Raw genomic sequence first — 23,776 nt, 5'->3', positions numbered from 1 at the left:
TGATTTTCAAAATATTGATAAGCCGGTTTCAGATGTAAACCGCTCTAAAAACTTCATTCCCAAATAAGAATTTCCTTTTTTATTTAATTTCGGACTCCAGACTGCAATGCTGTAATTGTTTGGATATACGGCTACTATACCGCCGCCCACGCCACTTTTTCCCGGAAGGCCTACCTTGTATGTAAAATCTCCAGCCTCATCATAAAACCCGCATGTCAGCATAATGGCATTTAGGCGTTTCGTTTCACTTGATGTTAATATATCGCGATTTAATTCAAGATTACGCCCGTTATTTGCAAGGAAAACAAAAGTTTCAGCGAGCTCCTTACACGACATTTTGATAGAGCAGAGATTGAAATAGAAATCAAGTACTTTCTCCGAATCGTTTTTAATATTGCCAAACGATTTGATAAAATTTACCAGAGCCATATTGCGAAAACCTTGTGATTTTTCAGATTGAGCAATACGCATATCGTACTCAATACTGGAGTTGCCAGATGCCGTTCGAATAAAATCGAGCAATACCGCAGGCGCATCTTCATACTGGCTCATAAGCACATCGCAAATTACAATTGCCCCAGCATTAATGAGCGCATTCCGCGGTTTGCCGCAGTCGTATTCCAGTTGTATCAGTGAGTTAAATGGGTTTCCTGATGGCTCAACGCCTACACGTTTCCACAATTTAGCACCATCTGTTTTATAAGCCAACGCTAAAGAAAGTACTTTTGCAATACTTTGAATACTAAAAGGTACGTTACTGTCACCATAAAAAAAGGATTCCCCCTCAACAGTTCGTAAGTAAACGCCAAATTTTTCGGCAGATACAATTCCAAGTTCAGGAATATACGTAGCAACCTTGCCTTTATTTGGCTTGGCTTTTAATTCATTAAATATTTCTTCTATAATCTCCTGGTACTTTACTTGCGCCATTGTTTTTTTTACTTGTTTTGCAATCGTACGAATTTTCAGCAGATATCGGGCTATTTTCATTGTGATTTCGGTATGTTTACAGCTTCCAAAATTTGAAGTTTATGATCCATGGAACACACAATGCACTACAAGATGATCGCAACAATGAGATTGTAATTTATGTAAACGGAGAGCTGCTTCCGCGAAAGGATGCGAAAATATCGGTTTTTGACAGCGGATATCTCGTAGGCGATGGCATTTGGGAAGCAGTAAGATTGCACAAAGGTCAGCTCGTATTTCTGGATATGCATTTCGACAGGCTTTGGAATGCAGCTGCAACTGTGGGAATGGATTTGAAAATGACGCGGGAAGAGCTCGCAGAAAAAATACAGCAAACGCTTGATGCCAACAATATGAGCGACCATGTGCATGTACGCTTCATGGTAACCAGAGGAATTAAGAAAACCCCCTCTCAAGATCCAAGGCTCACCATAAGTGGCCCCAATCTCGTGATTATCGCCGAGCACAAAAAGGCATCAGAAGAATCGAAAGAAAAAGGTATTTCACTTTTTACCAGCACCATCCGTCGGGGAAGTCCTGATTATTTAGACCCGCGGCTCAACTGCCACAGCAAGCTTCACGAAGTACAGGCACTTATACAGGCACTAGAGGCTGGAGCCGACGAGGCACTAATGCTTGATATTCATGGGTTTGTAGCTACCTGCAATGCAACTAATTTCTTTATTGTAAAAAATGATGAAGTGCTTACATCTACCGGTCAATACTGCATGAATGGAATTACCAGAGCAAATATTATTCGGGTGTGCCGCGAAAATGGAATACCTTGTCGTGAAACTAATTTTTCGCTTTTTGATGTATATGGTGCTGATGAGGCTTTTGTAACCGGAAGTTTTGGAGGCGTTACACCTGTTGTGAAAATAGACGGTCGCCAAATTGGAAATGGCAAGTTTGGAAATATGAGCAGAAGATTAAGTGGCCTCTACCACGACCTGATTGAACGCGAAGTAAAACGATTAAATAATTCTGTAAATGCCTGATAGCGTAAAGCGCATAAATCTTTGGTCGGGGCCGCGCAATGTATCAACGGCGCTGATGTATGCATTTGCACAGCGAGGTGATACGCTCGTTTTTGACGAACCCTTGTACGCTCATTATTTGCGCAGCAGCGATGCCAAAGTATACCATCCATTGGCACAAGAAGTGCTTGATACCATGGAGAATGACGGGAATAAAGTCGTTGAAATGATGCTTGGAAAGGCCGAAAAACCGGTTCTTTTTTTCAAGCAAATGACCCATCATCTTATCAATATCGACTGGGCTTTTCTACCTGAAATGATCAATGTCATACTAACCCGAGATCCCAGAGAAATGCTTCCTTCTTACGCCAAAGAAATCGAAAACCCGACAATGTCAGATGTGGGCTATGCTATGCATATTGAATTGCTTGAATATTTGGAGGCCAATGAATTGCCGATAATAATATTAGACAGCAAGTCCATTTTACAAAGCCCTGAAAATCAGCTCAAAAAATTATGTGCTGCATTGGCAATTCCCTTTGATGAGGCAATGCTCACATGGGTATCAGGGCCTATTCCCGAAGACGGGGTTTGGGCAAAGCACTGGTACGGAAATGTACATAAGTCGACCGGTTTCCAACCCTACGAACCCAAAACTTCACCATTCCCCGAAAGGCTGAAACCCCTATTGAATGAATGCTTACCGCTTTACGAAAGATTAAAGCGTATTAGCTTGTCTTAAATAGTTTTTAGTGCTTGGTTTTTAGTTTTTTGACGAGTAGAATAATTTGGCTTAAAAGTTTCTAGTGATTGGTTTTTAGTTATTTTGACGCGTGGCATTACTTATCTTGATAGAGTTAGAATATAAGTGATATAGACCCTACTACTTTGATCAAGTTAATGGTTTTGCTACAAAAATTATATTTGTCCATGCCACCCTCCAGTTTCTCATTCCGATAGTATAACCCTAAGCGGCAGGAAGACCCAAAGGGAATAATCACCAAAAACAAAAAACCAATCCTTACCTTTGCAATTATGAAGGTCACTGGCTTCACTTTCGTTAAAAATGCGCTTATCTATGATTATCCTGTTGTGGAAGCCATTTTATCTATCCTTCCTATTTGCGATGATTTTGTAGTCGCAGTAGGAAAAAGTGATGATAAAACGCTGGAACTCATTCAGGCGATCGACCCCAAAAAAATACGTATTATAGAAACAGAATGGGATGAATCTTTGCGTGAAGGCGGGCGTGTGCTGGCAGTAGAAACAAATAAGGCTTTCGCCGAAGTGGCTGCCGATGCTGACTGGGCGTTTTACATTCAAGGCGATGAAGTGGTACATGAAAAATATCTTCCCGTTATTCGGAAAGCTATGGAGCAATATAAAGGTGATAAACAGGTGGATGGACTCCTCTTCAGTTACTTGCATTTTTACGGTTCGTACGATTATGTGGGCGCAAGTGCCAATTGGTATGCCCATGAGATAAGGGTAATTAAAAATGATAAGTCTATTTATTCATACCGAGATGCCCAGGGATTTAGAAAAGGCGAAAACCAAAAACTTAGTGTTGTGCCTATTGATGCCTATATCTATCACTACGGCTGGGTAAAAGACCCGAGAGCCATGCAAAAGAAACGTCAGAATTTTAATAAACTCTGGCACGACGACTCCTGGATTGAGGAAAATATTGAGAAGGGGGAATCGTTTGACTATGAGAGTCATGTGCGTGAGCTAAAACTCTTTGAGCGAGGTCATCCCGAAGTGATGAAGCCAAGAATTGAAAAGCTAAACTGGAAATTTGACTACGATATTTCAGAAAATCGGCGCAGTGGAAAAGATAAAACAAAAGCCGTATTGAAGAAATATCTCGGTATAGATACCTCCTACCGCAATTACGAGATTTTAAAAAAATACAAGAAAAAGAAATAGGGTGAGCATGGCTGATACTGAATTGGTAAGAATCAATAAATTTTTAACTGAAGCTGGCTATTGCTCAAGGCGCGCGGCTGATAAATTAATTGACCAGGGCAGAGTAACCATAAACGGGAAAGTGCCCGAGCTCGGCACCAAAGTAGCGCCGGGCGATGTAGTACACGTAAACGGAAAACTTATTACAACTCCGGAGGAAAAACCGGTTTACATCGCTTTTAACAAACCAGTGGGAATAGTGTGCACAACTGATACCCGAAGAGAGAAAGACAATATCGTTGATTTTATTAATTATCCAACGCGGATATTCCCTATAGGCCGACTGGATAAACCCAGTGAAGGCTTGATTTTATTGACAAACGATGGAGATATCGTAAATAAAATATTACGCTCAAGAAATAATCATGGCAAGGAGTATATTGTGCAGGTCGATAAGCCGGTAACACCGGAGTTTCTTGAGAAAATGTCTAATGGCGTTCCTATACTCGAAACAGTTACAAAAAAGTGCGAGGTTGAGCAGGTAGGAAACTATATTTTTAAAATTGTACTCACACAAGGCCTTAACCGACAAATTAGGCGTATGTGTGAATATTTGGATTATGAAGTGATAAAATTGAAGCGAACCCGCATAATAAATATCAGGCTTGACATTCCGGTAGGGAAGTGGCGCGACTTAACCAAAGCCGAACTTAACGAACTGAATCTACTTTTAGAAGATTCTGAAAAAACGATATAGCTTCATGTTTTCTGATCATCGCAAATTAAAAATTGGATTTATGCTCTTCTATCCCGGATAGGCGTAAAAGTCTGATTCTGATATTTTTTTTACTTTATAATCTACGCTCTCCAAAAATTTCGGAGCATCATCGGGCGAAATTTTTAAAAGCTTCATTCGGGGTAGATTAACTTCAAAATGGATATGTTTAATTCTTTTTTCTTTCAATAATCTTTCTGCGCCATACAGCACCCAGGTGTCGGCTCCTTCAGTATCTATTTTCAAAACATCGATACGTTCTATCCCGTTATCAGCTGTATAATTATCCAGGGTATTAACGTCTACTTCAACAGATTCGGTGTTTTCATCAATTGTTAAACCACCCCAGCCCGATTGATTTTTTTCGAGAGCCAAATTAAATCTCAATTTTCCTTTTTCTTTTCCCATGGCCAATTGATTGATTACCACCTGTGGAGAGAGGTCGTTTTTTGAGATATTGTTGGTCAGCGGATCCACATTTTTTGGCGACGCTTCAAAGGCATGCACCTTATTTTCACTATTTGCGGAAGCCCAAATACACGAATAGTAGCCATAATTAGCCCCTACATCAAACAATACCCCACCTTGCTGGGCAAGCTCGTGAATTTCGCGACTAAGGCCGAGTTCATAAAACCCATTCATAATTATCCTTCTATGCCCAAAATCGGTTTCAAGCAGATCCATCTTTACGTTTTTTCCAAAGAGCGTAGTTACATCCTTTGTATTCAAATGTTTATAAAACCTATTTAGTTTGTAGCTTACCCTATCGCGAAGAGAAAGGGGATAAATTACTCGAGTTATTAGCATGGCTTTTTCTGGTTAAGAATTCAAACAAGCAAGGTAGTAAAAGCAATGTTGAAAAGAGCTTTTAACGTAAATTTTTATATGGATTATTTAGCTAATTCCAAAATCCGGCGATTCTTTCAATCATCCAAAACATAGCGATTGATCCGATAGCATAGGCGGGTAATTTTTTAAGTGCCATTGGCCAGTTTTTATTCAGCGCCAATATTTTTATAAGAATCAATGCAAGAATAACAAATCCGATTTGCCCAAGCTCAACACCCACATTAAAGAATGCCAGAGCCAGAGGAATTTCACTCTGTGGCAAACCCACTTCGGCGAGGGCACCGGCAAATCCAAATCCGTGCAGAAGTCCAAAAGTAAAAGCAACTAACCACGGTTTTTTGCTCGTTAGAGTTTGCTCGCCATTTATATTTTTAAGAATTTCCACTGCCAAAAATACAATGCTCAATGCTATAATAGCTTCAACGGGTGGTCCCGGAACATTGGCATAGCCAAGTACAGCCATACTTAGTGTAATGCTATGTGCAAGTGTAAATGCGGTAATTGTTTTTAATACTTTCTTAAAACCTTTGGTAATAATTATCAAGGCCAGAACAAAAAGTAAGTGATCTAATCCAAATAAAATATGTTCCACTCCCAAAATGGTATATGTTTTTACAACCTGGCCCTTGTCAGTTTTTCCCGGAATGATTCCCGAATTTTTGCCCGGCTGAACCAAGAGCGATGCTTTTTCACCGTTGGCATACTCAATATTTATTAGAGCATCGATGCCGCTACTTGAAAGTCCTTCGATTGTAATTTGCTTCCCAGCCAGGCTTTCGTTTCCTTTCAGCACGTATGCGTACACCATCCCATTTCCGCGTGTTTGGGGCGTTCGGAGCATTTCTAATGTGTACCCTTTCGGGAAAATGGGTTTGATGTCGGGCTCAGCATTTCTTATGGTGGGCACTTTCCAGAAAACTTTATAGATGTTATTTCCAGTTTCGCTAATCTGCAAATAGGCGGGTCTTACCTCATGGGCAGCTACATTGGCTGAAAAGCCCAGAAAAAATAATACCAATACGAATGCTTTGAAAATTTTGAGCATATCAGTTTACGGTTTCCAAAATTCGTTTCTTCATAGCTGCATCCAATTCATTGGTTTCAACCTGTATCTTGTATTGGCTTTTAAGCTCCTGGTACATTGCGTTTTGTACTTCCTTTTCTTTTTCTGCGGCGAAATCGTTTGCGACTTTTTTTTCAATACTTTCCAGTTCGGGGAAGGTTGGTTCTAGCCGATCTACCAGAAAGAAAAGATGCTCACCGTATTTCGTTTCTATCGGGCCAAACCATTGCTTAAGAGGAGCTTTATCAAGCTTTTCAGCCATATCAGTACCCAATTCATATCCCAAAGCCTCAGCAGTCATACCGCTATACGAAAAAGATAATGGCAGATTACCTCCTTTATCACGCATATTCTCCACCGGTATATTATTAGCTTCTTTAAGAACATTTATTGCCGCTTCGCGGGCATTTGTTTCATTGTTTTTGCTAAACCCAATTTGATAAAAAGTATAGGTCGGTTTTGTTTTATACTTCTCCTTGTTTTGACTATAAAAAGCCGCAAGCTCTTCTGTGTCAGGCTCCGAATCTATAGCGGTAAGGTCGTTATTTAAAAACTCCATTTTTTGAGCGAGGCGTCCTTTTACCACATCGTCATTTTCATCTAAGTGCAAGCGCAGGGCTTCGCGATAGAAAATTTCCTGACGAATATTACTTTCTATAAGTGCCAGAAGCTCATCTTCTGATGGCGGTTTCTTGTACTCGAGTTGATGGAGCGCTATAATATGTTCCATTCTTCCATCATCTATCACGATATCATTTTCGCCCGCTTCGCCCTGATTTACAAAAGCATAAAGAATAAAAATAAGTATTCCGAAAAGCAGGAAGTGAAAAAGGGGTTCTCTGAAAAATTTTGGCATCGATTAGGTTATTTTAAACGGTTTGGCGGTGAATTTAAGAATTCAAAAAAAATATACGGCAATTTGGACGATTTGGATTTTTAAATCGTCTGGATATATTTCAAAAAGCAATGGAATTTATTATAAATCCATCACACATCTAAAACCCAAATGTTCCTGCCCGGAATCTATAGCAGTGGCCATCCGGGCGCTAGGGCGGTAATTGCTGCAGTATTCATCGCTGCATAAAAACGACCCTCCTTTAATAACGCGTTTCGGGACGAGTGGCTCGATAGGATCATAACTAGATTTGGGTCCTTGCGGATTAAAGCATCCCTTTGCAGACACCAGATTGGCAAGCTTATGCGAATCTGGTCTGTACCAGTCGTTTGTCCACTCCCAAACATTGCCTATCATATCATATAAGCCCAACGAATTTGGCGGATACATTTTTACCGGTGCGGCACCAGCATATCCATCATTCGCTGAATTATTATCAGGGAAAGAACCTTGAAAAAAATTGGCGAGATATTTCCCGTCAGGCATTAGTTTTTCGCCCCAGGCAAATGGTTTATGGCCTTTACCACCGCGACTGGCGTATTCCCATTCGGCTTCGGTAGGAAGTCGTTTCCCTGCCCATTTGGCGTAAGCTTGCGCATCTTCAAAAGCGATATGAACGACGGGGTAATTTTCTTTTCCATCAATATTGGTATCAGGCCCTTGGGGATGCCTCCAATTAGCACCCACTTTCCACGCCCACCATTGCGAGATATCGTAAAGATTGGTAACATTTGGAGCGGGACCAAAGATAAGGGAACCTGCCGTTAAGAGTGAGTCAGGTGGTTTAGGAGTGCCAGATGGAACTTGCGACTTCAAATCTTCCCAATCAATTGATCTTTCAGATATAGTTTTATACCCCGTTGCTTCAACAAAAGACGAGAATTGCGCATTTGTTACCTCAGTTTCATCTATGTAAAATCCTGAAACTTCTGCGTTTATTGCAGGACCTTCGGTACGCTGTGCTTCCGAATCTTCGCTTCCCAAAATGAACTTTCCGCCAGGAACAAAAACCATTCCTCGTGGTGGCTTGGCTATTAAATCTAATTTCTGATCCTGATTATTGGTTGCCCATAATTCCTTTTCGCCTGTTTTATTAGTTGGTGTAGCGCAGGAGGTAGTAAGAATAAATAGTAAGAATAAAATTTTAACCTTCATCGGAATCAAAAATAGGAAAATGAAGTGTAAAGATATTGAAATGGTAAGATAGGTACGATTTAAAGCGGTTTTTGAAATCGAATTCCCCACAGCAATAAATGTGCTGTTTTTTTAAATAGTGTTTGATCTGTTGAAAATCACTGAAATAGTAGCAATTTTCAGGCCTTCGTGTACCTTTTAAACGCTTCCTTACCCGTCAAGAAATACAAACTGAAGTAAGGAAATATACAAAGCGGGCAACTTGTGTAAAAAATTCTACATCAGTACTTTAGATTGGTGTTGGTAATCTGAATGTTACGTTTGGATTCAAATTTGAACACTAATTAAATGTAATATTTTAATAACCTTAAAATTTAAACGTCATGCCTACAGAAAAAAAACAAGAGAGAAAACCTGAAACTAAACCAGGTCAAAAAACTCCACAGGCCAAAAGCCAACAAGATCAAAATAAAAAACCACTGCCGAAAAAATAATAGAGCAAAAGCTTTATTAAACCGGTTAAAGTTTTGCAAAGATTGCCGCTTCGAATTATCGAGCGGCAATTTTTTTTTAAATTTGGGTAGGATTAACTCAGTGAAATCAGGAGATAATTGTGTCCAAAAGTCAACACAAGTGGGGATTCAAAACTGAAACCGTTTCAGGGTTTAATGCATAGTGTACTGAAGACCAGATGATAAAGGAATGGAATGTATTTTGGATTCACGTTTTGGCACCCTAAACTATTTTTGATGGAACCGGGAGCCCCTGACAGAAGGAAGTGACTGTTTTGGGCTTTCGGTTTCTATATTATGCTTTGTACTTTTAACATTTTTCTGAAACCGATCTGGCTCGGTCAGTTTTCGACGGAGGGCTAGTGCCAGGCAGAATTAGATAAAAAAGAGATTAATTATGAGATCAATCTGGAATGGATCAATATCATTTGGACTCGTGTCTATCCCCATAAAGCTTTATTCGGGATCAGAGCAACGCGGTATTGAGCTCGATATGCTTGATAAACATGACAATGCGCACATTCGCTATAAGCGGATAAACGAAAATACCGGAAAAGAGGTTGTGTGGGACGACATAGTAAAAGGCTTCAAAAAGGATGAAGGCTACGTAATATTGGAGGATGAAGATTATGAAAAAGCCAATTTTAAGAAAAGCCGTACTATAGATATTGAGTCTTTTGTAGAATCAGATGAGGTAGCCGATGTGCTTTACAAGAAACCTTATTTTGTAGAACCCCAAAAGGATGCCGGGAAATCATACAATCTCCTGCGCGACGCACTTAAAAAAACCGGAAAGCTGGGTGTGGCAACATTTGTAATGCGCCAAAGAGAAAATCTGTGTCTGGTAGGCGTTTACCAAGATGCGCTGGTATTGCACATCATTCGCTTTGCTCACGAATTGCGAGATCCACAAAAAATGAAGTTGCCTGACACGAAAGTTTCTAAGAAAGAAGTTGATATGGCCATTTCGCTGATAGATCAATACACTGAAAAGTTCGATTTTAAGAAGTATAAGGATGTGTATTCAGACGAGTTGATGAAAATAATTAACGACAAGGCTGCCGGTAAAGAAACCAAAGTGAAAAAGACAAAATCGACACCTACGGCGGCCAAAGATTTGATGGCGAAACTTAAAGCCAGCCTCGATAAAAAGAAGAAAAAAGTGGCCTGATATGGGTTTGGATGATTACAATAAAAAACGGAAATTTGATAAAACACCAGAGCCGGAGGGTGATTTGGATAAATCTGATGGCGGGAGGTTTGTAATTCAAAGACATCAGGCCAGCCGTTTGCACTATGACCTGCGTCTTGAGATGGAAGGCGTTTTGAAAAGCTGGGCCGTTCCAAGGGGTCCATCGCTTAATCCGGATGATAAAAGGCTGGCCGTGCAAACCGAAGATCATCCTGTGAAGTATCTCACCTTTCACGGAAATATTCCAAAGGGGAATTATGGAGCTGGCGATATGAAGATCTGGGATAAAGGTACATACATCATCAATGAAAGAAAAGGTGTGAAGGATGCCGCGGAACAGCTAAAGAAAGGAGACTTAAAAATTCATTTTCAGGGAACGAAAGTAAAAGGTGATTTTGCACTCGTAAAAGCACACTTCGAAAAAGGGAAAAACAACTGGCTTCTCATTAAAAAAGACGATGAATACGCGGTTGATGTGCCTTATGATTCGGAAACATTTGCCGAAAAGGCGCACCACCAATTAGAAAAAGGTAAGGGCGGCAATAGAATTGGAATAAGTGGAAGTGATGCCAACCAATTGGTAAAACCAATGCTCGCTAAAACGGGCAAAAAAATCTTCGATGATAAGAACTGGATTTACGAATTAAAGTGGGATGGATACCGGACGATGGCATCTGTCAAAAATGGAAAAGTTCAGCTCTATTCTCGAAATGGGTTGTCTCTAAATGAAAAATTTGCGCCAATTGCCAGGAGTTTTACGTCTCTTGACGACGAAGTTATGCTGGATGGAGAAGTGGTAATATTAAATGCAGAGGGGTATTCGGATTTTGAAAAATTGCAGAACTACAAAGGTGAAGAAAATGACAATTTGGTTTTTTACGTTTTCGATCTCGTTTATTTAAATGGGCATTCTACAATTTCGCTTCCGCTGAAAGACAGAAAAGAGCTGCTCAAAGTCCTTGTAGAAAATGCCGGCTCGGAAAATATTCGCTATTGCGATCACATAGAAACGCTCGGCTCTGCCTTTTACGAAAAAGTGATAAAAGCCGGTTTTGAGGGCATAATGGCTAAAGATGGGGCAAGTGCGTATTATCCGGGAGCGCGAAGTGAAGTTTGGTTGAAGTTTAAAAATGTAAACGATAGAGAAGCCATTATTTGCGGATACACAGAATCTGAAGGAGTAGAGTTTGGCTCGCTGATTTTGGGAGCTTACCAAAATAACAAGCTCGAGTATATTGGCAATTGTGGAACCGGTTTTAGCAGCGAGATGCGCGCAAATCTTTTGAAGAAAATGAAAAGCCTAAAGGCTCAAAAACATCCTTTCAAGTCTGCACCAAATTTAAAAGGCAGGAAGCCCCATTGGATTTTACCCAAACTAATTTGCGAGGTAAATTATAGCGAAATTACCGGTAAAGGTTTGCTGCGTCATCCGGTTTTTAAACGTTTACGGGATGATAAATCCCTTGACAAAATAGCAGTTGCAGACAAAACACCAACGGGTAAAACACCAACAAAAGTTAAGGAGAGTAAAAGTGCTAAAATGAGTTCGGATTCAGTGCTTGAAATAGACGGCAAGCAGGTCGCCATAACCCATCCCGCTAAAATATATTTTCCCGGAGAAGGCATTCGAAAATATGATATAATTGATTACTACATCCAGATTGCCGATACCATTATGCCTTATTTGATAGATAGACCTCAAAATTTGCACAGGCATCCCAATGGTATTGATAAGGAAGGCTTTTATCAAAAAGACAATGAAAATTTGCCCGATTGGGTTGATACAATTGCGATACACTCAAAATCGACCGATAAGAATATTGATTATTTGCTTTGTCAAGATGAGGCAACGTTAATATATATGGCAAATCTGGGTTGCATTGAAATAAACCCCTGGAATTCAAACGTTGGCAAACTGGATAACCCCACTTATACGGTTATTGACATTGACCCTTCAGAGAAGACACCTTTCTCGCAAGTGGTAGAAGTGGCGCTAGTGGCCAAAGAAATTTTAGATCAGGTAAAAATTGAAGGATATTGCAAAACTTCAGGTTCCACAGGTTTGCATATTTATATTCCCCTTTCGGGAAAATACGATTACGACGAATCGCGCTCTTTTGCCAAGCTTATTTGTCATTTTATTCAAGAGAGGCTTCCAAAAACGACAAGTATGGAAAGATCTATAAAAGCCAGGAACGGAAAAATATATCTTGACTTTATGCAAAATAAGAAGGGGCAAACCCTCGCTGCTCCATATTGTGTGCGCCCAAGACCGGGGGCTACTGTTTCTACCCCGCTACATTGGGATGAAGTTAATAAAAATCTGAAAATCAGTGATTTCGATATTCATAATATGCCAAGCAGAATAGAAAAGGAAGGAGACCTTTTTGAAAAAGTGCTAACTGAAAAGCTTGATATGAACAAGGCTTTAGAGCAATTCGATAGTCTCTAAAATAAAAATAATTCTCCCTTTTGGAACAAAAATTTCTCGAAATAGATTCTTAATAATTAGAATACTGTTTTTTATCTTACGTCATCCTTAATCGAATAGATATGACTAGTATGCGTTTTGACGAATTGCTTAACGATATAAAAGTGTATAAAACGAATCATGAACTTGATTTTCAATGTACCACGGCTTGTAAGAGATACAGTATTGGCGTTTATTGCAATCCTCCTGATTTTATGAATTCCAATTGCAATAGGGCGCTTAATAAACCCTTTCTTGGAGTGTTTCCGAGTATTCATTTCACTGACCTCACAAGGCCGGTTATTAAGAATGAGCAAATTTTCCTAATGTTTTCTGAATGTTTTGAGAAGGCCTTTACGTATCGATTACACTTTGACTGCGATAAAGGTGAAGCATTTTTAAAAGTGCTTGATATGCCAAATACCAATGACGGTATAGTAACAGAAAGAGAAATAAATGGCATTTCCAAAGCTATTCATCCGGATCTTATTAAATTTCTTGCGCCGAGAGTCGTTGGTAGTTTTGGTTACTAATTTTTAGAAATCCCTTATCAGACTCCTGTTATTTACAGAAAATTAAAAATGGCTTCCAATTTATTCGGAAGCCATTTTCTAGTTTAAAAAACTATCCTCTAAACTGTAGTTTTGCCGTTTCGTTTTGAAGTGTCTGATGACGATTTGTTTTCATCATCAGAATACTTGCTATCATTTGAGTTTGAACCAGTTTTTGAGTCTGACTCTGATGAACTCGAGTTTGATGAGCTTGAACCGGAATCATTCGATTTAGATTCTACATGGATTCGATTTTCCACATTGTTCACACCCGAAATGTAGTCAATTGCGTATTCGGCTTCGCGTTTTGCCTGGCGATTTTCCACATGACCACTTAAAATCACATTACCTTCTTTTACTTCAACATTAATATGAGAAGCATCAATATTGTGGTGATCTGTAAGTGCATCGTTCACATCATCCTTGACTCTGGAATCATCGCGCTTATAATTTTTCGGGCCTTTACCTCTATGGCTGCCGCTGGCATAATCAGTACCGGAATCTCTCAAGTCTCTGCGTCCAAGACTTTTGCCGTCTCTGTAGTCTTCGTTATCATCCCAACCTTGGGTATGCGAGCCATAACGTCCCTGTGGTGCATTTTCAAAGTTTTGACCTGAAGATCGATAATCAGTGTTGTCTCCATAATTTCCTCTTTCATAACGGTCAGATGAACCGCCCGTTGAGCCACGACGTTGGCGGTCGCTGAACTGTGGATTGCCATATCGTGGATCACTCATACCCTGGGCACTGTAATTCTGGTTAGGTCTGTTATCATTATTGCGCCCTTGATAGGTATTGCCATAATTTCCAGAACGCTCAAAGTCTCTCTCTTGAAAGTGATTACGACCCTCGTTTTGGTTGCGCCCCTCGTTCATGCTGCTGTTTGGCGCATTTTGATCCCAGCTGGGGTTTCTGCCACTGCGAGAATTTTGCTCGCTATTTCTGTTACTTTCGTAACGATGGTCAGAACTGTCAATACTACCGGAATTTGAGGTGGCAAATTCAGAATTATTCCTGTATCCCGAGTCGCCGGAGCCTTGTCGCTCATTCTGGTTTTCCCATCTTGGGTTGTAATTGGAATTTTCTTTGTGTCTGCGGCGTTCTTCGCGCCAGTCATCATTATAATTCATTGTATTTAAGTTTAAGATTAGGCTAAGAGTAATGAGAATAACGTGCCAGAAATAGCTCCTTACACTTATATAAACTCAACGGGCAACATCCTGCATTTAAAAATTTTTAGTAAATCGATATATGTGTTCTTATTTAAAGACTAAGATTATAAGATTTTGCCAAAGCGCAACTATAGCTAGAATTATATGAATCATTAATGACGGGAAAAATTGATAGCGTCAGCCTGATTATTTTTAATATGTTCAAATTTCTTTACGTAACTTTAAATATTATTGATACTATTTTGGCTTAAATAATGGCCAACTCAATAGTGCAGTCATTTAGAATCCTTCACCTTTTTTAAGTCTTTTTTGGTTCATATTGGCTCATCTATTTCCCGTACGTAAAATTCAATATTATAAGGTGTGTAGCTATGTTCCCACAGTGTTGTGCTATTTATCCTCATGCCATTCTTGTAGCCAAGGTTGAATAGATGCATGATAATTCTCTATGTTTCTAATTCCCATGGGTACGTTGCTCGATCTACATTGCTTGTATAAGTGATTTTCAAGGCATAATGTTCCAATCTTTTAGCGTCCGGAAATTGTAAATATTTCGTTGTGCCCTTAAAATTCTACACTTGGTGGAAATTTTGCTCTATATCTCGTATGCTAATATAGGAAATAGCGATGATAATCAGTCATTTACCGATTTTTATGAAAAGTGGATTAAGAATTGGATTGAAGCATAATCTAACCCTAAAATGAACAGTTATGAGTACTACAAAAAATGCTTCCGCGAATGGTGTTAAAGCCAAAAGTGGCGCAGCCAAAGATTTGAATGAATTATTTCTTGACAGCCTTAAAGATATTTATTGGGCAGAAAATGCGCTTACCAAGGCGATTCCCAAAATGGCTGAAAATGCATCTACCAAAAAATTGAAAGATGCACTAGATGATCATCTGAAAGAAACGAAAGAACAAATCTCTCGCTTAGATGAGGCCTTTGAAATGATAGATGAGAAGGCAGAAGGTAAGAAATGTGATGCTATGGCGGGTATCATCGCCGAAGGTGAGGATATCATGAAAGAAACTGAATCTGGAAAAGTACGTGATGCAGGTATAATTGCTGCCGGACAAAAAGTGGAGCATTATGAAATTGCCACCTACGGAACACTCATTGCCTGGGCCGAAGAACTCGGTATTGACGATGTAGCAAAGATTCTCAAAAAAACCTTGAAAGAAGAAAAAGCCGCCGACAAAAAATTGTCTGAGCTTGCCACCCAAAGCATCAATCAAAAAGCCAAGTAATAACTATATGCTTTGCTATTTGGTAATTATAGCTTAATTAAAATTTTGTTCAATTCAAAAAGAAAGGAGCCGCAATGGGCTCCTTTCTTCTTTTAATGAGATTGGGAAATTTTAGAATTTATACTCAACATCGTAGTGAGAATAAACATTTCTGGTAAATTCATGATCTGCTGTATTTGGCCAGTTGTCCTTATCAAAGCCCGGTGCGTCATCCAGAAAGTTTTTATCGACATCTAGGACAATGCGGTCTTCTGCGTCGGCTGTGTCAAATTCAAACGCTTCTAGCGGAATGGCAAACAATTTATCTCCCATTCCCAGAAAACCTCCAAACGAAAGTACCGCATAAGCCACCTGGCCAGTACTCCAGTCAACCATTAAATCTTTAATCTCTCCAATGTTTTCTCCTGACGGATTTTTTACATTGGTTCCTGCAATACTTGTTGAGGATAATAAATTTGGTGTGATGTTCATAATATTTGTTTTTAAAGGATTGAATATTTAGTTGGTATTACTTATGAAATAAACGTGCCGAAATTTTTCTTCGTTTATCTCATTGCAATTCCCGGAAGGAAATGAAGACATTCTTATTCCATCCTTTTTTTCTCGAACTCAAAGAATTGTTGCTACAGTAGATTATAAAAACCCGCCAAACTCCATCCAAATAAAATATGCGCTACCAGCAGTTGTTCAAAATAACCTTCCACATCTATACGCGGAGAGTAAGAATGCATTTTTAACATCCATTTCCAGCTTAGAATTCCTATAATACCAGCTACAAACCCATACCCAATTCCGTAGAGCCTCGTAAATTGCCAGTCGGTGAGATAGATTATGAATACAGCAAGAATGGTGAGCCCTAGACCAATGAGGTAATGGAGCACCCAACCGACCAGAGAATTACGCTTAGCAGGAAAAGGAAAGAACTGAAGTTGATCTAATACCCGGTTAAGCAATGCCGGCTCTTTATAGTTTCTTTTAAATATAAAACTTATGGCATAACTAAAGGCCGTCATAACCGTTGTAGCGCAAACGGCAGCTACAATTATTTTAAGAATAAAATTCATCTTAATACAAAATTGAAAAAATAATCCCGGCAGAATTACCTGCCGGGATTATTATATCATTATTTGAAACTTAATAATCTGATTTTGTAACGGTTTCTACTTCCAGTTCTTTTTCATAAATCACAAGTTGATCTGCACCCATGGCTCCACCAAATAGGGCGGCAGCTACACCTAATAAGAGGGCAAAAAAGGCAGCAATACTAAATTTGGCCATAGCCTCTGCAGCCTTATCGGCATAAGCAATTGCTTCTTGTTTTAACTCACGGAATTTTGCTTCAGCTTTATCAACAGCCTTTTGAATTTTGGTTTCCCATTTTTCGATCAGCCCATCAATTTCTTGTTTGGTCATCTGGGTATTATTTGCCAAATATGTTTTCAGCTTTTCCTTCTGAAAATATTCGTCATTTCCTTCTGTTGTAATTTTAAGGTTCCCCTCATTATCCAAATCAAAATTCAGGTCGCTTACAAATTCATCCACATCGAGGCTGTTAATTACACCACGTGCAGTAACGTCATTGTTCTTCATAACATCTTTTAGTTCCTGCGATGCATCATCAGGTAGAATATTCAATGACTGGCCTTTGTTAACCACTTGCATTATTTGCTGCTTTATTTTGTCCATACCCATATTGGTAGTCTTTTCAGCATCCTGTTGGGCACCTTCATAGTTTACCAAAACTTTGGATTTGTCGCCACCAAAGAGGTTTGATGCTGTGCCGGCTATTCCACTAAAGACGTTTCCTACGGCTGAAGTAATTAGGTATACAGACAAGAGTACATAAAGACTCCAGGCTATAGCTCCATGAAGTGCCCCATCCATTTTGTCGGTAAATCCCGCCAGGCGGCCTGCTATCATACCTCCTACAAAGAGTGCAATAAGGTTAGACAACGTCCACCAGATTATCGTACCCCAACCGAGGCCTTCCAACGGATCTCTCTCTTCTAAAGGATTTATGGTTGCGAAGCCAATACCGACTCCGAGTAGATTAAGCAGGAAAATAATAGATAAAGCCGCTACGAAACCGGCAAAAATAGCTCCCCACGACACGTGGCTAAGCTTATTAACTCTGTTTTCAATGTTAGTAGTAGTAGTTTTCATAATATAAGGTTTAGTGTTTTAATAATTAACACAAATTTTGTGCCTATAAGTCACACAAAGAGAGCCTGTTCCATTCGAAATTAATGTGGTTCGTATTCATAGAGATAAGTATCTATTAACCTGATATATAGTATTTTATAAATAATGTGAGTGTATGTTGTTATATTGCTGATTTAATACCACTTATATACTTGTGGAAACATCTCCCCACTATATTCCCCGACTCACCGCAAATCGCAGGGGTTATTCTTCGTCCAGGCTTTCGTTTTCTACTAGCCGATGGTCTTTTACACCAAGACCTACAATGTCAATCATATTAGTAACAGTGTTGTACAGCATTAAGATAACTGCTACAGTTCCGCCGCAGAGCAATGACGATGATATGAGCGTAGCCCAGTAAAGCAGATTGTACCAATCCTTAGGAAAATTTTCTGCTTCGGTTATAGGAATGTTTGAGAACTGAAAAAGCGTAATGGCGGCTATGAAAATTATGGTGTCCCATTTAGCGAGGAGAGCTACCTGATGATAATGGGTTTGGCTTAGGTGCGATTTTGATGTGGAGGAAATGCCGAGCACAGTTAACAATAAAGCAAGTATGGTGGCCGAAGCGAGCACAACAGTATTGCAAAGCATATTAAAACCCGGAATTGATTTGCCTAACAGTTCCCGAGCTTCATACTGACTTAAATTTCCGAGATAATAGATTCCGACTCCTATAATGGCAGAAGCTATGAGCCCGCCCCATAAAGGCCGCCTAATTTTACCCGATATTTTCATGCGTCATTTTAGAATTAAATACCGCTTCTTTATTACCGCTGGTTGTAAGATTGAGATCAAGGTTTTTAAGAATTTTAATTTCCGTGGTTTGGTTTTCACTCCATTCTATCAAACCTTGTTTTACAAATTTGGCTAACTTTTTTTTCATAGGCCATCCGCTCCATTTATTGAAAAAATAATTGCTGTGGTAAACAATGCTGTGCAAGTCAGGCTCTCCTGTGGATAGCTGTTCTACGATGGAATGATAGAAAGTATTTTTAGACAAATAAAAATCTTTTTTCTGTTGGAAAAGTTTATACATAAAATCGAGATAGGAAAAAGTAATCCCATTTTTATAATTTTCATCAAATCCACCCATTTCTATAAATTCCTTCTTACTTATTCCGAATCCCTGACCCCAAAATAAGTTGGGATCAAAACAAAGGGTAAGTTCTTTTTTAAGTTCTGGTCTAAGGGGATTATACCGGCTATTGGCAAATAAATCTGATTCACCAGTACGGGCTGACGCTGATAGTTTTAATTCACGGGGTTCTCCCATAATTAATCCAGTGGCGCATAGAAGGTGCTCTTCCATTTTTTCAATAAACGTTGTACTAGGAATACAATTAACATCCAAAAAAATGAGATTGTCGTCCCACGCCTTGCGGGCTCCGAGATTTTGTGCAGTCGAAATTGGACTGGCATCGTTTAGACCCTTATTCTGTTGAATTTTAACCATAAAGTTATATGCTTTATCAGTTTCTGCACTCCCGCTAAGATCTATTACAATAACTTCTCTGGGCATAGAAGTACCTGAAGCAATAGCATCAAGAAATATATGTAATGAATCATTCTTATTGGTGGTTACAGTAATCAGGCTGCTCATAGTAAAAGTTTCTTTGTAGTTAATTTCAGTCATTATTTATTGCAATTTGTTCACCGTTTTCATTTTGTATCGAAAAAGTTGACGTAGTAACTACTCATCTATCTGTTTTTAACCAAGTAGAATCGTAATTTTTTTATATAAAGTCACAGTTAAATATGCCTATAAATCAACCTCTATCAATAGGGGAATAACCTGTCTATTCGGGGAAGAGTTTCTACAAAAAAAATTAGTCTATGCTTCTTTCAGATTTTGGTAAATTAGATTTACCGGCAGTATATGCTACATTTTTCAATACTTCTTCAGAAACCTTATTGCTGGGTTCGCCGGTATGTAGCACAGAAATGTCGCCGGTGGTTTCAAGCACTACCACAAGTACCTGATCAAAATGAGAAACGTTGGCCGCGCGCAACTTGGCGAATAAATCAGCTTCAGAAACGCGCGTAGCTTCCAGATTTTCATAAAGAACCTTCTTTCCCTCCATGAGCAATACGGGAGTGTTCGTGATGATTTGTTCCAGTTTATCACTTTTCCTACGCATATGGGCTATAATCGCTTGCAGAAGCAGTAGTACAATTAGCGCCAAGACTCCTTTGGCAACAGACTGTTCTTCTAAAAGCATGGTAGATGCAATTAAACTACCAATGGCGATTGTGATCGCAAAATCAAAGCTGCTCATTTTTGCAAATGTTCTCAACCCATTTATTCGCGTAAGCACAATTACAGCGGTATAGATAAGAATGGTAGAAAAAATAGTGATTAGAACAGAATCCCAACTGATGAGAAGCCACTTTAAATTCTCAAAAACATCCATAGATTTATGATTTAAAGATATAAATAGGGAAAACAGAACGCAAATATGAAACCAGTTAGCGAGGCACATTTGTTAGAAATGAAATAAAGCAAAAAGTGAAGGGGTCTTTTTATATATGCTTTTAATTGGCAGTGAATTTAATTTGGGAATTTCGTTTAGCCTTTAAGAAAAGTTGCGAACATGAAACCGAATGGAGTACTTTTATACTTTTTTGGTCCGTTTTCAAATCAACGGCATTCTTGATAAACGTAAAAACCTACAATAAGATGAAAACCCCAAAATTTGTTATTGTAGTTGGTACTTCCGCCGGCGGTATGAGCGCACTGACTGAATTAGTTTCGCAATTGAAAGACAATATGGATGCAGCAGTCTTTATCGTGATGCACTTATCGCGTACAAGTATTTGCGATTTCTTAGTGCATCGGCTTCAACCACATACCTCTTTAAAATGTAAAGTAGCAAAAGAAGATAGCGAAATAGAAAAAGGACATATTTACGTTGCTGCACCAAATCAGCACTTACTCGTTAAGAAAAATAAAATTATTCTTGGTCGGGGACCCGAAGAAAATCGTTGGCGACCTTCCATTGATGTATTGTTTCGATCAGCAGCTGCCGCCTACAGCACAAGAGTTATCGGGGTCGTACTAACAGGCTCACTTGACGACGGTACTACAGGCATGCTGGCCATTAAAAGGAGTGGAGGAATCTGCATGGTGCAAGATCCTAACGAAGCAGAATATCCTGATATGCCCCTTTCGGTTCTCAATAACATGGAAGTTGATTACTGCCTTGCGCTACGCCAAATGGGTGAGACATTTTTTGAGATTACTCAAACGAATCGCGGAGAGATTGCCGCCCCACATGATGTTATTATAGAATCTGAAATTGCTGAAAGAGTGGTGGTAGACTATGAACATGTAAAACAGTTGGGCGTAAAAAGTATCTATGCTTGTCCTGATTGTGGAGGCGGCTTGTGGGACATTAAGAAACAAAATGGAAAACCAGACCGTTACCGTTGCCATATTGGACATTCGTATTCTGAAAAAGATTTGGTAGTGAAGCAAGGCGAAATATTAGAATCTACATTATGGACAGCCTTGCGCATTATGGAAGAGCGTAGAACGCTTTTAAAGAAAATGGAAGATGAAAATACTAAAAAAGGACTATCTAAAATGGCATCAAGCTATCAGCAAAAGGGAGAAAACATACAGTTTCATGTTGACAAAATGAAAGAAATTTTATTCGCCACTCAAAACACGTTGTAAATGACTTTCAATGTTTATTATTTACTTGGAAGAATATTATGGCAAATAACACAAAGGTATTCCATTGAAATGACCCATACGGTAACCAGGAGTATTTAGGGTCAGCCATCGGGTTTGCCTATGCGACCGGGAATGGCGTTTATAGCGTATTTCTATTTTCGTCATCGCCTGCATAATCAATGTTTATTAATAAACCAGCCTGAACTTTTTTGATCACCAAAATGTTTTATATTCACCAAAAGTACTCGGCACACTCTCATTGGCACTTCAGCCTTTGGAGATAACCTTGCGTGCATGGTTGTGAAGAGCTTTAAAATTAATAAAATTATTGTTTATACATTCTAAATGAATTATTAGTGGTAAAAACTACAGCAAAGGTGTCGGCTAGTAAATTAGATGATTTAAATGAAGATTTAGAAAATTACTTTGCCAACACCATTATTCCGCAATTGTACGTAGACGGCAACCTTATACTAAGGAAATTCACACCACCTGCTATGAAGCAATTTACCTTGACAGAAGCGGATATAAACAAACATATAGAAGATGTAACGGACAATATTCGTTACCCAACTTTAATTGAAAATATAAATGAAGTAATTTCCACAGGTGATATTCTCGAAAAAGAAGTTCAAACAACCGACAAAAAGTGGTTTCAGATGAACATTTTGCCCTACAAAATTAGGAAGGAAAATAGAACCAATGGTGTAATTCTAACCTTCGTAGATATAACAAAACGAATTGCTGTATTAAACGAACTGGAAAGATTAAATGCCGAAAACGACACTTTACTTTACACCTTGACTCACGACATAAGGCAGCCACTTTCAACTGTTTTATTGCTTGCAGATCAGTTAATGGAAGCATATAATTCTAAGGATACAGAACAATTTACAACATGGGTTGAAATGCTTACAAGAGCTTCTAACAATATGAGAGCATTGTTAAAAGAGTTTACCGATCATGTTCATGTAGAATCTAGTTTACCCAATGAAGAAGAACGCGTGAATATTGAAGATATATTTAATGATGTAATTCTTGCTTTAAGGAATGAGATTTACACTAATGGGATAGAAATACACACCCAATTTGATACGTCAGAAATAATTTTTTCAAGAAAAAACTTACGGAGCATTGTTTTTAATCTTTTAAGTAATGCCATTAAGTATAGAAGAACGGATGAAGCTTTAAAAATAGTGATTAAGACCGTGAAGCAGGAAGATTATGTGCTTCTTTCTATTAAAGACAACGGATTAGGTATCGACAAAATACATCATAAAAACATCTTTGATAAGTTTTCAAGAATAAACCCTCAAATTGAAGGCACAGGAATAGGTTTGTACATTGTAAACAGAATGCTAAATGATAAGGGTGGCAAGATAGAAGTAGAAAGCGTTATTGACGAAGGTTCAACCTTTAAAGTTTATTTTAAGAGCGATTACTAATTACTCAAGAAAACAACTTAGTATTGAACACACCACTCTTAAATTTGAAAGAATTTGAAAAGAATATTTTGATGGCTCATAATTACTGCGTTCCTGAATTGGGCAAAGGTCTTGGTCATGCTTTTTAGTATTGACATTTTATTTTTATTTCACAACGCTGTTTTAAGCACAAATAAATAAAGCAGAATGCTCTATCCGGAGGTGATGGTTTTTTGTCGTACTCCATGACACTATTCACTTCATTTTGGCAACCATTTCAGAGAGAGTTGTTGTGAGCAAGCTAACCATGGAAAGCGCTCCAATTTCAACTAACGAAGTTTCTCAGTCATTACTTAATTGAGGATTCAACACCGAATCAGTAATCACCGGTTTACCTTGAGCCGGGCAAAAGTGGGGAATGGCCTTGTATTGACAAGGTGCTTACCGATGCGGTAGATAAACCTGGCTGGGCGAAAACCCTGTTTTGCGTTTAGAAATAACTCACAATCTTAGATAAAATGGGGCTTCAATTCGTGTTTGAAGGGAGTGGGTGGATTGAAATCCGGATTATTATGTTAACTTGAAATAAATTAGAGGAAGTGAATTATTTGCGAGATTTACATGAAAATTGGTAAGCGATTACACTGAAAATACTTTAGAACAAACCGCTTTCAGATAAACAACCTAAAATCATTTCTGATGCGATTGACCAAAAAGGAAGTTAGATCTGCGCACAAAGCAATTTGAGCTTGAAAA

Annotated in this window: 22 protein-coding genes; 10 read left to right on the top strand and 12 right to left on the bottom strand. The window is 38.8% G+C overall.

Annotated elements, in window-relative coordinates; all coding sequences use genetic code 11:
* Positions 1 to 6 precede the first annotated feature (6 nt).
* Complete coding sequence (locus tag G3O08_RS12065) at positions 7 to 930, bottom strand: glutaminase (RefSeq protein WP_163285664.1); 924 nt, start codon at positions 928 to 930, stop codon at positions 7 to 9.
* 101 nt (positions 931 to 1,031) lie between these two features.
* On the opposite strand from G3O08_RS12065, the gene G3O08_RS12060 reads away from it, so the two are divergent.
* The 4 genes from G3O08_RS12060 to rluF all read left to right on the top strand — a co-directional run bounded on the left by G3O08_RS12060 (position 1,032) and on the right by rluF (position 4,611).
* A complete protein-coding gene (locus tag G3O08_RS12060; protein WP_163285631.1) occupies positions 1,032 to 1,967 on the top strand; it encodes an aminotransferase class IV in 936 nt (311 codons plus the stop codon).
* The gene (locus G3O08_RS12055) at positions 1,960 to 2,688 is read left to right on the top strand and encodes a sulfotransferase-like domain-containing protein (protein ID WP_239541187.1); all 729 of its coding nucleotides are present in this window, start codon (positions 1,960 to 1,962) and stop codon (positions 2,686 to 2,688) included. The genes G3O08_RS12060 and G3O08_RS12055 overlap by 8 nt, the downstream gene beginning before the upstream one ends.
* A gap of 293 nt (positions 2,689 to 2,981) precedes the next feature.
* Positions 2,982 to 3,875, top strand: coding sequence for a glycosyltransferase family protein (locus tag G3O08_RS12050; RefSeq protein ID WP_163285630.1), 894 nt, complete (start codon positions 2,982 to 2,984; stop codon positions 3,873 to 3,875).
* Between the two features lie 7 nt (positions 3,876 to 3,882).
* A complete protein-coding gene (rluF, locus tag G3O08_RS12045; protein ID WP_163285629.1) occupies positions 3,883 to 4,611 on the top strand; it encodes a 23S rRNA pseudouridine(2604) synthase RluF in 729 nt (242 codons plus the stop codon).
* Positions 4,612 to 4,659: 48 nt separating this feature from the next.
* Here rluF and G3O08_RS12040 read toward each other — a convergent pair whose 3' ends face one another.
* The 4 genes from G3O08_RS12040 to G3O08_RS12025 all read right to left on the bottom strand — a co-directional run bounded on the left by G3O08_RS12040 (position 4,660) and on the right by G3O08_RS12025 (position 8,591).
* Positions 4,660 to 5,436 carry an FkbM family methyltransferase gene (locus G3O08_RS12040; protein ID WP_163285628.1) on the bottom strand — a complete coding sequence of 259 codons (777 nt, stop codon included), beginning with the start codon at positions 5,434 to 5,436 and terminating at the stop codon, positions 4,660 to 4,662.
* Between the two features lie 91 nt (positions 5,437 to 5,527).
* Positions 5,528 to 6,523, bottom strand: coding sequence for a HupE/UreJ family protein (locus tag G3O08_RS12035; RefSeq protein WP_163285627.1), 996 nt, complete (start codon positions 6,521 to 6,523; stop codon positions 5,528 to 5,530).
* Between the two features lies 1 nt (position 6,524).
* Positions 6,525 to 7,397, bottom strand: coding sequence for a peptidyl-prolyl cis-trans isomerase (locus tag G3O08_RS12030; RefSeq protein WP_163285626.1), 873 nt, complete (start codon positions 7,395 to 7,397; stop codon positions 6,525 to 6,527).
* Between the two features lie 120 nt (positions 7,398 to 7,517).
* A complete protein-coding gene (locus G3O08_RS12025; RefSeq protein WP_163285625.1) occupies positions 7,518 to 8,591 on the bottom strand; it encodes a formylglycine-generating enzyme family protein in 1,074 nt (357 codons plus the stop codon).
* An 888-nt stretch (positions 8,592 to 9,479) separates the two neighbouring features.
* On the opposite strand from G3O08_RS12025, the gene ku reads away from it, so the two are divergent.
* The 3 genes from ku (at position 9,480) to G3O08_RS12010 (ending at position 13,277) form a co-directional block, all read left to right on the top strand.
* Positions 9,480 to 10,253, top strand: coding sequence for a non-homologous end joining protein Ku (gene ku, locus G3O08_RS12020; RefSeq protein ID WP_163285624.1), 774 nt, complete (start codon positions 9,480 to 9,482; stop codon positions 10,251 to 10,253).
* A gap of 1 nt (position 10,254) precedes the next feature.
* A complete protein-coding gene (ligD, locus tag G3O08_RS12015; RefSeq protein WP_163285623.1) occupies positions 10,255 to 12,726 on the top strand; it encodes a DNA ligase D in 2,472 nt (823 codons plus the stop codon).
* A 101-nt stretch (positions 12,727 to 12,827) separates the two neighbouring features.
* Complete coding sequence (locus G3O08_RS12010) at positions 12,828 to 13,277, top strand: hypothetical protein (protein WP_163285622.1); 450 nt, start codon at positions 12,828 to 12,830, stop codon at positions 13,275 to 13,277.
* Positions 13,278 to 13,375: 98 nt separating this feature from the next.
* On the opposite strand, the gene G3O08_RS12005 is transcribed toward G3O08_RS12010, so the two are convergent.
* Positions 13,376 to 14,425, bottom strand: coding sequence for a BON domain-containing protein (locus G3O08_RS12005; protein WP_163285621.1), 1,050 nt, complete (start codon positions 14,423 to 14,425; stop codon positions 13,376 to 13,378).
* Between the two features lie 753 nt (positions 14,426 to 15,178).
* Between G3O08_RS12005 and G3O08_RS12000 the strand changes: the two genes are divergently transcribed.
* On the top strand, positions 15,179 to 15,715 hold the full coding sequence (locus tag G3O08_RS12000) for a YciE/YciF ferroxidase family protein (protein WP_163285620.1): 537 nt from the start codon (positions 15,179 to 15,181) through the stop codon (positions 15,713 to 15,715).
* 111 nt (positions 15,716 to 15,826) lie between these two features.
* Here G3O08_RS12000 and G3O08_RS11995 read toward each other — a convergent pair whose 3' ends face one another.
* The 6 genes from G3O08_RS11995 to G3O08_RS11970 all read right to left on the bottom strand — a co-directional run bounded on the left by G3O08_RS11995 (position 15,827) and on the right by G3O08_RS11970 (position 20,331).
* Entirely contained in the window at positions 15,827 to 16,186 is a 360-nt protein-coding gene (locus G3O08_RS11995; protein ID WP_163285619.1) for a PRC-barrel domain-containing protein, read from the bottom strand.
* A 152-nt stretch (positions 16,187 to 16,338) separates the two neighbouring features.
* Positions 16,339 to 16,779 carry a hypothetical protein gene (locus G3O08_RS11990; RefSeq protein WP_163285618.1) on the bottom strand — a complete coding sequence of 147 codons (441 nt, stop codon included), beginning with the start codon at positions 16,777 to 16,779 and terminating at the stop codon, positions 16,339 to 16,341.
* Between the two features lie 70 nt (positions 16,780 to 16,849).
* Positions 16,850 to 17,878 carry a hypothetical protein gene (locus G3O08_RS11985; protein WP_163285617.1) on the bottom strand — a complete coding sequence of 343 codons (1,029 nt, stop codon included), beginning with the start codon at positions 17,876 to 17,878 and terminating at the stop codon, positions 16,850 to 16,852.
* A 243-nt stretch (positions 17,879 to 18,121) separates the two neighbouring features.
* Positions 18,122 to 18,655, bottom strand: coding sequence for a hypothetical protein (locus G3O08_RS11980; RefSeq protein ID WP_163285616.1), 534 nt, complete (start codon positions 18,653 to 18,655; stop codon positions 18,122 to 18,124).
* Complete coding sequence (locus tag G3O08_RS11975) at positions 18,639 to 19,553, bottom strand: glycosyltransferase family protein (protein ID WP_163285615.1); 915 nt, start codon at positions 19,551 to 19,553, stop codon at positions 18,639 to 18,641. The genes G3O08_RS11980 and G3O08_RS11975 overlap by 17 nt, the downstream gene beginning before the upstream one ends.
* Positions 19,554 to 19,746: 193 nt before the next feature.
* Positions 19,747 to 20,331: a DUF421 domain-containing protein gene (locus G3O08_RS11970; protein WP_163285614.1), complete on the bottom strand. Its 585-nt coding sequence runs from the start codon at positions 20,329 to 20,331 to the stop codon at positions 19,747 to 19,749.
* A 266-nt stretch (positions 20,332 to 20,597) separates the two neighbouring features.
* Here G3O08_RS11970 and G3O08_RS11965 point away from each other — a divergent pair, with 266 nt between their 5' ends.
* Together G3O08_RS11965 and G3O08_RS21730 are read left to right on the top strand one after the other, a co-directional pair.
* Complete coding sequence (locus tag G3O08_RS11965) at positions 20,598 to 21,596, top strand: chemotaxis protein CheB (RefSeq protein ID WP_163285613.1); 999 nt, start codon at positions 20,598 to 20,600, stop codon at positions 21,594 to 21,596.
* A gap of 377 nt (positions 21,597 to 21,973) precedes the next feature.
* The gene (locus tag G3O08_RS21730) at positions 21,974 to 23,041 is read left to right on the top strand and encodes a sensor histidine kinase (protein WP_163285612.1); all 1,068 of its coding nucleotides are present in this window, start codon (positions 21,974 to 21,976) and stop codon (positions 23,039 to 23,041) included.
* Positions 23,042 to 23,776: the final 735 nt, after the last annotated feature.

It is taken from the genome of Cryomorpha ignava (genome assembly GCF_010686655.1).
In the GTDB taxonomy this organism is placed as follows: domain Bacteria; phylum Bacteroidota; class Bacteroidia; order Flavobacteriales_D; family Cryomorphaceae; genus Cryomorpha; species Cryomorpha ignava.
Note: the sequence above shows the minus strand (reverse complement) of the source record. Positions and strands in the feature narration are given on the sequence as shown.